This is a genomic window from Blastocatellia bacterium (genome assembly GCA_035275065.1).
In the GTDB taxonomy this organism is placed as follows: Bacteria; Acidobacteriota; Blastocatellia; order UBA7656; family UBA7656; genus DATENM01.
On the sequence record DATENM010000100.1, the window covers coordinates 1 to 9,360 of the forward strand.

General features: G+C 58.7%; 10 protein-coding genes and 1 pseudogene. 8 read left to right on the top strand and 3 right to left on the bottom strand.

Annotated elements, in window-relative coordinates; genetic code table 11:
• The coding region (locus tag VJ464_22400) for a hypothetical protein (GenBank protein ID HKQ07896.1) at positions 1-208 on the top strand (208 nt) is incomplete at its 5' end.
• 19 nt (positions 209-227) lie between these two features.
• Here the strand turns inward: VJ464_22400 and istB are convergent.
• The 3 genes and pseudogenes from istB to VJ464_22415 all read right to left on the bottom strand — a co-directional run bounded on the left by istB (position 228) and on the right by VJ464_22415 (position 2,320).
• A complete protein-coding gene (istB, locus tag VJ464_22405) occupies positions 228-1,034 on the bottom strand; it encodes an IS21-like element helper ATPase IstB (GenBank protein ID HKQ07897.1) in 807 nt (268 codons plus the stop codon).
• Positions 1,031-2,029 (bottom strand): annotated as a pseudogene (istA, locus tag VJ464_22410) (IS21 family transposase). The gene istB and the pseudogene istA overlap by 4 nt, the downstream one beginning before the upstream one ends.
• Before the next feature lie 30 nt (positions 2,030-2,059).
• The gene (locus VJ464_22415) at positions 2,060-2,320 is read right to left on the bottom strand and encodes a helix-turn-helix domain-containing protein (GenBank protein HKQ07898.1); all 261 of its coding nucleotides are present in this window, start codon (positions 2,318-2,320) and stop codon (positions 2,060-2,062) included.
• Positions 2,321-2,357: 37 nt separating this feature from the next.
• Here VJ464_22415 and VJ464_22420 point away from each other — a divergent pair, with 37 nt between their 5' ends.
• From VJ464_22420 to VJ464_22450, 7 genes are all read left to right on the top strand, one after another.
• On the top strand, positions 2,358-2,897 hold the full coding sequence (locus VJ464_22420; GenBank protein ID HKQ07899.1) for a hypothetical protein: 540 nt from the start codon (positions 2,358-2,360) through the stop codon (positions 2,895-2,897).
• Between the two features lie 602 nt (positions 2,898-3,499).
• Complete coding sequence (locus VJ464_22425) at positions 3,500-3,865, top strand: hypothetical protein (GenBank protein ID HKQ07900.1); 366 nt, start codon at positions 3,500-3,502, stop codon at positions 3,863-3,865.
• Positions 3,866-3,900: 35 nt separating this feature from the next.
• The gene (locus VJ464_22430; GenBank protein HKQ07901.1) at positions 3,901-4,206 is read left to right on the top strand and encodes a hypothetical protein; all 306 of its coding nucleotides are present in this window, start codon (positions 3,901-3,903) and stop codon (positions 4,204-4,206) included.
• Positions 4,207-4,262: 56 nt separating this feature from the next.
• Positions 4,263-5,501, top strand: a complete 1,239-nt coding sequence (locus VJ464_22435; GenBank protein HKQ07902.1) for a hypothetical protein — start codon at positions 4,263-4,265, stop codon at positions 5,499-5,501.
• Positions 5,501-5,869: a hypothetical protein gene (locus VJ464_22440; GenBank protein HKQ07903.1), complete on the top strand. Its 369-nt coding sequence runs from the start codon at positions 5,501-5,503 to the stop codon at positions 5,867-5,869. Before VJ464_22435 ends, VJ464_22440 begins: the two co-directional genes overlap by 1 nt.
• Entirely contained in the window at positions 5,866-8,214 is a 2,349-nt protein-coding gene (locus VJ464_22445; GenBank protein HKQ07904.1) for a transglycosylase domain-containing protein, read from the top strand. The genes VJ464_22440 and VJ464_22445 overlap by 4 nt, the downstream gene beginning before the upstream one ends.
• A 56-nt stretch (positions 8,215-8,270) precedes the next feature.
• On the top strand, positions 8,271-8,927 hold the full coding sequence (locus VJ464_22450; GenBank protein ID HKQ07905.1) for an RDD family protein: 657 nt from the start codon (positions 8,271-8,273) through the stop codon (positions 8,925-8,927).
• Positions 8,928-9,360: the final 433 nt, after the last annotated feature.

A 9,360-nucleotide genomic window follows, 5' to 3' on the forward strand; every position in this document is an offset into this window, starting at 1 on the left:
GCCGAATCAAACGTCGAGCGTGGATGTCAACGACCGGCTGGCAAGCGATAGCTACGACAGCAACGGCAACACCATCGGCTCGGCGGGCAACACGTATCAGTACGACAGTGAGAACCGGCTGGTGGCGTTGAATGCCGGCACGGCAGCAGAAGTGCGCTATTGTCAACAAGCACGAAGAACTGACCCACTCGCAAGCATGAAGAATTGACCCGCCTCATGACTTGACGCTACTCCGCCGCTTTGGCGCTCCCGCCATTTTGCGGCATTGGGAAGGATGACTTTCCGGCCTGGCGCTTCTCCTTCAGGCGATAGCTCTCGCCGCGGATGTTGATCACCGTGCAACGATGCAACAGCCGGTCTAAGGCCGCCGACGCCATCACCGCATCTCCGGCGAACACCTCGCCCCATTCGCTGAACGCCTTGTTCGACGTCAGGATCATCGCCTGATTCTTCTCATAGCGCTGCGAGATCACCTGAAACACCAGGCTCGCTTGCATCTTGTCCAGCGCTAGGTAACCGACTTCATCCAACACCAGCAGCTTCGGTCGCGTCAGGTTTTTCAACTCGCGGTGCATCCGATTCTCATTCATGGCTTTCGACAACCGCCGCGCCATCTCGATGGCTGTTGTGAAGTAAACCCGATGCCCCAGCTCTGCCGTCATCACTCCGAGCGAGATGGCCAGATGCGTCTTGCCGACTCCTGGCGGGCCTAAGAAGACCACGCTACGGCCCTCATACAAGAACCTCCCCGTCGCCAGTTCCTCAATCAGCCGCTGATCTATCGAGGGCTGCGCCACAAACTCAAACTCCGACAGCCGTTTAAAGTAGGGGAAGCGCGCAAACTGTAAGTTCAACTCGACCGTGCGGCGTTGCCGCTCACGCACTTCGGCGGTCAACAGGTAGCCGAGGAAGTGCGAATACGACCAGCCTTCAGCAGCCGCTTGTTGGGCGGCCTGATCCAACTGCTGCAAGGCGGTGCTCAGGCCCAACTGCTCCAGACCTTGTTGCGCGTTCTCTTCATAGTTGACGCTCATCTTGCCACCTCCTCATAGACCATAAGCGGCGTGATGGCGACGGCTTCCTGTACTGACCCGGAGCTGGCGAAGGTGACCGCTGCCGGCGTCTTTTGCAGCGACAGCTTCCACATCTGCTCGACGTGTTCTTTCTGAGTTACACACAAGCCGGCCTTTGGCGCCCTGGCGTGCTCGGCGATGATCAACTCGCCGCAGCGGATAAACACCTGTTGCTCGCCGTGCTCAACGATGACGTGCTTGCCGACGTGCTCGGGCGGCACTGAGTAGCGCGAGCCGCCGACATGCACGAAGCCCTCGACCGAAACTTTGCGCTCGCTGCGGTGGGCGAGCTGATAAACGGCCACGCTGGTCAGCGGCGTGAGCATCTCACCGGCCAGCAGCTCAACGGGGCGACGTTGGGTGGTGGCGCGCTGGCGGGCGTTGGCAGTCTCAGCCAGCCAGTGACGGGCCTGTGCGTTCATCTCTTCCAGGCTGGTAAAGGAGCGGTCATTGAGGAGGTTGTCTTTCAGGTAATGCACACAGCGTTCGACTTTGCCTTTGGTGCGCGGGCGGCGGATGCGATGCGTCTTGGGCACGATCCCGTAGTGGTTGACGAAGTCCAAAAACAGCGGGTTCCATTGCTGCGGCGACAGCCGCACCTGTTTCATGTTGTCGTAAAGAATCGAACGCGGGAAGCCGCCGAAACAGGCGAAGGCGTTCAAGTGGCAGCCGATCAAAGTCGGCAGATCCATCGCCGAGGTGAACTCGACGTAGAGGTAGCGCGAAAAGCCGAGCACACAAACGAAGGCATAAACCGGCAGGCGCTTGCCAGCGTCGTCCGTGAGATGACCGCAGTAGGCCCAATCCACTTGCGCCTGTTGACCGGGCGGGGTCTCAAAGCGCACCGTCATTTTATCGGCGTTGCGGGCGCGCGGGTGGAGTTCGCGCAAGTAACGGCTCAGGGTGTCAATGCCGCCGCGATAGCCCATGGGTTGAATCTCGGCAAGCAAGCGGACGGCAGAGAGACTGGTCTCAGCACAACGCTGTTAGAGGTAAGGCTTGAACTCGTCGAGCAGCGATGGGCGATGTGGCTTGTGAAAAGCGACGGGCGCTTTCTGGCGCAGCACGCGCCTGACGGTGTTGCGCGAGTGGCCGGTGAGGTCAGCAATGGTTCGGATTGAGTGACCCTGGTGATGCAAGTCTTTAATGTCCATCCACGCCTCCAGATTGAGCCTGGTTCGCCTCCTCTCGGAAAATCGAGAGGATTGTAGTTGGCGAACGCGGATTAATGATGGAGGTGGGTCAATTCTTCGTGCTTGTTACTGGGTCACTTTCTCATGCTTTTTGACAAGCAGCTACACGCACACGCTGCCGAGTCAGATGCCGCGGGCGCAGCACGACGAGAATGAGATGGTGACGACCTGTTACCTGCTGGGGGCGGCCGGGACGGTGGCGGCCGGGTTCGGCGACGTGGTGACGCTGGGCGGCACGCGATTCGTGCGGCGCTGCATGGGGACGGACGAGGTGGTCGCCTATGGCTCGGGGTATTACCGGGTGGGCTGGGGCAGCGGGCAAGTCTGGTGGGTCTTACTGCTGCACTCGGTGGTGCCGACGAGAGGCACCGCCTGCCGAACGTCCAACGACGCCGTCACCACTTCCTGCAACGCCGATGGGACAATTAGCGGCATTTCTGTCGGGATCAACTACAGCGACAGCGACAACTATGACTCGTTCCGGCGGCTGGCTTCAGTCGCCAAATTCATCGCCGGCAACGTCCTGAATTCGCGCAAGACCTACACGTTCAGCTACAACGGCGTGAGCCAGTCGCCGACGCTGGCCTACCTGTCGGGCACGCAGGCCAGTTACGGGGCGCTCCACAGATGAATGCAGCTTATGCCCCGGGGTTGCAGAGGGCAGCAATGGATGAGTCTGTAGCAAGTCGAAATCTTTTGAACTGCTGAGACTTTACTTGCACACGCCGAATAATGATGTAGAAGCACTATAGTCAGCCTCTAAGTCTTTACCCTATTTCCTTCCAACAACAAATTTGAACACTCCACTCTGCGCGCGCTCCCTTCCAACTTTAGAGTGTGAAGCCTGTCAGCTTGCGAAAGGGGGGCTTCGTCCAGGCCCTCGCTCAATCAAGGCCGAAAGCCCTTCGGCCCGTGAGTAGGAAATAGTTTCGGGCATGTATGGACTTGCTTTTGTTCTTCCTTTAATATTTCTTCGTGTGGCGGGCGCTATTGCTCGCCCAGTTCTCTGAATCATTCTTTCCTGGCTCCATAAGCCAGACACGCAGCCTGCATGCGGTCCAGACTCGCCCTTGAGTCTTTTCCGCGGTCGGCTGCAACCCATGTAAGTGCGTGGACGGAACAGTGGTTCCGGCTGCGCTAATGAAACTGAATAGCTTGCTGTTTCATCGGCCCTGCTTCAATAGTCCGGGCAGGGCGGTTCAGTTTCGGGTTGATGCGTGTCTGGAGGTTCTTATGGGGCGACTCGATTCCCATTCCGACAACTCAATAACCTTTCTCTCTGATAAGCGGCCTTGCCGCGCCGACGAAAGCCTCAGAAGCGACGCCTGCAAGCAGCGCGGCGGCTTGATCGAGCGGGAGCGCGCCCGCTCTGCGCGGTATTGCAGCGATTGCGCGCCCATAGTCCGCCGCGAGCAGAGCAGGCTCGGCAAGCACGTATTGCGCAAGAACCCCATATATCGCAAATCGCAGCGGGAATACAGAAAGCACTGGCGCGAAAAGAATAGAGAAAAACTCAGAAACGATATGCGGGAACGGCGCAAGCGCCGCAAACAGGCCGAGGCCGCTACCTGTGCCGAGGAGCAGCGGCGAGCGGCCTGATCGTCAGCCATTTAAGCCAAGAGAAAGAAGAGGACATGCAGATCAATCAATTAAATGTTAGTTGTCACGCAGCCCGCCGGATGGCGCAGTGCAATCTTTCGCCTTCAGACATTGAAGCGGTGATCAGCTTCGGGCACACATCTTTTCTTTCCACAGCGACTCTGTTTTTCCTTGGCTGGCGCGATGTGGCGCGCGGACTGGAGCGAAAGCTGGAGCGGCTGGTCGGCACGTCTGTCGTGACCATCGGCAACCGGATTATCGCTGTCAGCCGAAGCGCGAAGGTGCTTACTAGAATTAAACGGAAGTCAAAGCACCCGGTCCAAGTAATATCGCTTCGCTAGGGCTATAGAGACCAAACAAAATTCCGGAGGCGCAAAAGAGAAAAGAGGAGATTCTTGTGAATAACAACAAATCACCCAAGAGTCCGAAAGATTTCGATCCCCACCTGCGGGAGGTCTTCCTGATCGCCGGCTTCATCGGCAGCGGCTTTACTACTTGTGTCGGCGCCTACGAGATTTTCAACCACAACTGGCTGGTCGCCCTCGCAATCGGCGGTTTCTTTCAAGGGCTTTTGTACGTGATTGGCCGCTATCTGGTGAAGGCGAACGACCGTCGCCATCGTCGCACGCTCATGCTGTGCGCCGCCTGGAGCGCGCTGGCTGTCTTTAGCATCTTTGCTAGCGCCATCACGATGTATTCACTTCAAGAAGAATCGCTGAAGCGCGATCATGTCCGCACTTCAGTCACCGATCAGTGGAACGAGACGGCCAGGGCCATCGCCGACTTCAAGACGCGCGCCATGACCGAACTTAACACGGCGAAGCAAGCCAAGAACCTCGAAATCACTAGTGAACGAAATCACCTCCGCGCGGCACGCGCCGGCCACAGGCCGTACTCGACCGAGGCGCTGCAAAAACTCACCTCTGAACTGGGCACCTTAACTAGCGCGGAGAGCAAACTGCAACAGGTTCGCTTGCTCAGCCTCGCGTTGCCTGACAAGACGGAAGACGCGCAGCGTACCCTCGGTGAAGCCCTCGCTGGCGTCAATGAGGCGTATGCGGCGTTGCCTGAGCCAGTGCGAGCACGCGTGAGCCTGCCTCGCCTGCCTGAGGCCCCTCAAGTCCCAGCGAATATTCTAAAGGCCTTCTCGAAAGAACTGCTCTCCGGCTCGGCGCCGGCCGTCTTGATGCTGTTTTTTGCGGCGATCCTCGATCTGTTGCCGCCATTTGTGCGCTTCGCCAGTTCGCCCAAGCAGACTCTTGATGAGCGAGTGCTTCGTTTTCGCCACTGGCGCAGAAGACTCAGGGATGCTGTCCGCACGCCGCTGGCTGCCGATATCGAGTCGGTGAAGATTACGGTTGAAGAGGCGCCGATGCTCGACATCCGCATCAGCCTGCCGACCACTCATGGCGGGCCAGTGCTTGCCATCGACCGCGACTTCGCCGAGGTGACGAAAGAAGTCTGTCGCGAAACCGGATACGAGATGGTGCTCGACAGCGTGCGCACTGCTTCCGGCAAGCCGCTGGTCGATGGCGCGCCGCTGCTGGCGCAACTCGGCAAGGATCGTGAAGTCATCCTCCGCTATGCGCCAAGAGTTGATGCGAACTTCGATACCTGTTCTGACGAGGTGAACTGATGAAGGCACAGCCCCAGTTCCGATTGTCAGGTTGGATAACCGGCAGCCTGCTGGGCCTGGTCGCGGCGAACTGCTTTCTGGTTCTGTTCGTCGCCGGCGTCGATGTGTTTCTCGGCCAGCCGCCGCAGTTCATGGTGCCACTCGTGGCCTTGCTGATCGCTTCGGGCTCGTTGGTATTGAGCCGCCGGCGCCGAATTCAGGCTGAACGCGAGGCCACAGGAGTTGGCGCCGCCACAACGCATGCTTCGCTAGGGTTTCGACAGCATCCAGCAAATGCGCCCGCTTATGTGGCGATGACCATCATCCGGCGACCGCCCGTGACTGCACAGGCAACGGGCGATGGTCATTGGAAAGGAGTCGTGCAATGAAACTCGCAGTCTCCTGTCTTGCATCGTTGAAGTCATTGCGCATTTCGACCCGCGCGGCGATCGCCTTGACGCTGGCAGCCATGCTGACGCTTGAATCACTACTGTTTTCAGGCAGGTATTTCGCCGCGGCGAGCTATCTCAAGAAAAATGATCCGCGCCAGAGTGGTAACCTGGCAGGCACCCTCGTCTTTGCGCGCCCCAAGCTCTACCGTCGTGGCCAGATGTTACTGCGCGAACCACTTATCGACCACCTGACGCGAATCGGTTACCGGAAAAGCGAGCGCCCTGAGCCGGGGACTTTTCAGGTGACTGGCAACACCCTTCATATCAACTCGCGTCTTCCTGAGTTCGCCAGTGCCACGATTACTTTCGAGCGCGGGCGCGTTGCCAGCATCACGGTTGGCGATCATCCGGCCGAGCAGGTCGAGGTTGAGCCGGAAACGCTCATCGCTTTCCTGCGCGTGATGCGCGACGAGCGCGCCCGCCAGATGAATATCCGCCGCATTCCGCTGGCGCCTTCCGAACTCATGCCATCATCGCTTTACGATGCGGTGCGCGCCAGTGAGGACAAGCGATTCGAATCGAGCAACGGCATCGATGAGCCTGGAATGGTCCGCAGCGCTTTTGCCTGGATTGTCAGCGGCTTCAAGCGATCAGGAAGCGGATCGGGGATTACCCAGCAGATGATCAAGAATGTTGTATTAAAAGATCAAGATAAGAAACTGGGCCGCAAGCTGCGAGAGGTCTTCCTGGCGCTTGCGGCCAGCCGAATGATGAGCAAGCAGGAGATCTTTGCAGCCTATGCGAACAATATCTATCTCGGCCATGTGGAGAACGGTCCGACGCTGTTAGGCGTTGAATCGGCGGCGCAGGAGTTCTTTGGAGGGTCGCTTCGGACTCTGACGCTGGCGCAAACCGCAACTTTAGCCGCCCTCATCGATCAGCCTGAATTCTATTTGCGCGCTGCCCGGGACGATCAGTACGTCGCATTGCTCGCCCGCCGCGATCGGGTTTTGTCATTAATGCAACATAACTTCCCGGATCGCTATTCGCCGGAGATGGTCGCGCAGTCGAAAGCCGAGCCGTTGAAGTTCGTCTTCGCCAGCCAGCGCGCGCCGGAACGCGCGCTCGATACCATATCCCGCCAATTTCAAATCTTCGCTGCCGGCGAGCTGGCTGATCAGTTGGCGGAAGGCGGCGAAGGCGGCAACTTCCACATCTATACGACGCTGGAGCCGGAGTTGCAGATCGCCGCCTATCGTGCGGTCACCGATCATCTGGCGCGGCTCGATCCGCTGGTGGCCCGTGCCCGACGCGGCCTGCCGCCGGAGCAAGTCGGTGACGAACCGGTTCAGGCGGCGCTCGTCGCCATGGATGCGCAGACCGGCGAAATCCTGGCGATGGTCGGCGGGCGCAATGGCGACTTCAACTATGCCACGGCAAAACGCTCTCCGGGATCAGCGATCAAGCCCTTCGTCTACCTGGCGGCCATCGCTCATGGCCAACATCGAGGCGCGCCGTTCACCGCCGCGACGATCCTGGATCCGCGCAACGATCAAGTTGATGATTATCGCCCGCAAGCCCATGTCGGCAGCTCGGCGACTGCACGCTTGATGCTGGCGCGCAGTGACAATAGTGCGGCAGTCGTTGCCGCGCACGACGCGGGATTGGCCTCTGTACGAGAACTCATTCGCCAGGCTACCGGCGCTTATTCGGAAGAATTGACCGGAATGCTGGCCATCGGCGGCTCGGCAGGCACGGAAGTGAGCGTTCTGGATATGGCCGAGGGATATTCTTTGTTTGCCAATAACGGTGTCAAGGTATGGCACACGCCGCTGGCCGCCGTGTATCGAGATGGCGTCAAACTCAGTCTGCCAAAAAACGAGCCCGCACGCCTCGCTGATCCTGGCCCGGCTTACGTAGTGACGCAGATGCTGCGCTCCGTGCTACAACCTGGAGGCACGGCGAGTGGGGCGCTTCCTATGGCTGGTCTTGCGAGCGATGCGCAGGTCGCCGCGAAGACCGGCACCGGGCAGGTGGCGGATCTCTGGTTTGTCGGTTTTTCAAAGCGACTCGTCGTCGCCGTGTGGGTTGGCATGCCCAGGAATAAGCCGGCGCTGAAGATGGCGCAAGGATTTCAGGGCGCGACGGCTGCCATGCCCATCTGGGCCTCGTTCATCAAAGCGGTGAAACAGCATCGGCCCGACTTGCTCGACGGCGGCTTCGACGCCCCTGCAAACGTGCGCCTCTTGAACATAGATCCGCTGCGCGGCTGCGTTAGGAAAGGGGCGGGAGTTGCCGAGTATTTCATTGCAAGACGCGAGCCCGCCCTCTGCACTCAGTGAAATCCGTGTCGGCGCGGAGGCCGATTCCAGGTTGCGTTAAAAGAGAAGGAGGTTTTATGCGAGAGAAGAGAAACGTATTGACCTTCAGCCAGACCGGAAAACTGCGGGCCGGAGAATGCCGGGCGTGCGGCGCGGCGGTCAGGCGCGGTGCCGGGTTCTGCGCTTCATGTGGTTTTGCGCAAGCTGACGTTACGCCTTCGTTGATCTTGCGGTCGCGTCCGGGCATGGTTCGTCGAGTGCTCGCTGAAATCATCGACCGGCTGATGCCGCTGCCGTTTCTTGCCTATCTGTTTCCCCTATGGGTGTGGGTCGTCGTCGCTTATCATCTGATTTGCGATGGCTCGCCTTCGGGGCAGAGCGTCGGCAAATGGGTTTGCCGGTTGTGCGTCGTTTCCACTGCCACAGGAGAGCCCTGCGGCGTATGGCGTGCGGTATTGCGCCGCTTACCGACGGCGCTTGGGCAGGCCGCCTATTGCGCCTGGATGATGATTCCCGTCGTCATCGCTTATGAACTCGTGATGGTCGCCTTTGTCTGGCTCAACCCCACCGGTCGGCGTCTGGAAGATTACCTTACCGGGACACAGGTGATTACACGCAGCGCCTATTTGCGGCGGCATCGCAATTGTGCGTGGTGTGGCGAGCGGGTGGCAGCCGGGGTGAGATATTGCCCGCACTGCGGACAAACGGTCGAAGATCAAGAGTGCGGAGGTTGAGATGGGCAGGAAACTGAGTCCGACTGAGTTTTGGGCTAGCAATTCATAACCAATCATGCTATAAAAACGCGCGCTGGAAGTTCACACACGCTTTGGCGTGAATGTCTTTATAAAGAAACAACGGATGTTGCAGTCTACCATCTGCGCAGTCAGAGGCTCTCGAATCGGGTTGATGCATTTGCTTGAGTTTGGCTTTCCTCATCAAGGAAAGAAAGATTGGCTGATCGGGTTTTACCAGAAAGGCTAGCTGATGCGCCCCCAGGATTTCTCATCGCTTGCCCTCTCACGTTATGACTGATTTTACGCAGGGGGTCGAAAGAGGCATAGAATGTTGGTGTTATGGTCAACATCAACCCCTCACTAACCCCTGCACTGGAAGCCTACTTGATCGCGCTGATTTATCGCAACACGCGCTCCAGTTGTTTGTCATTGG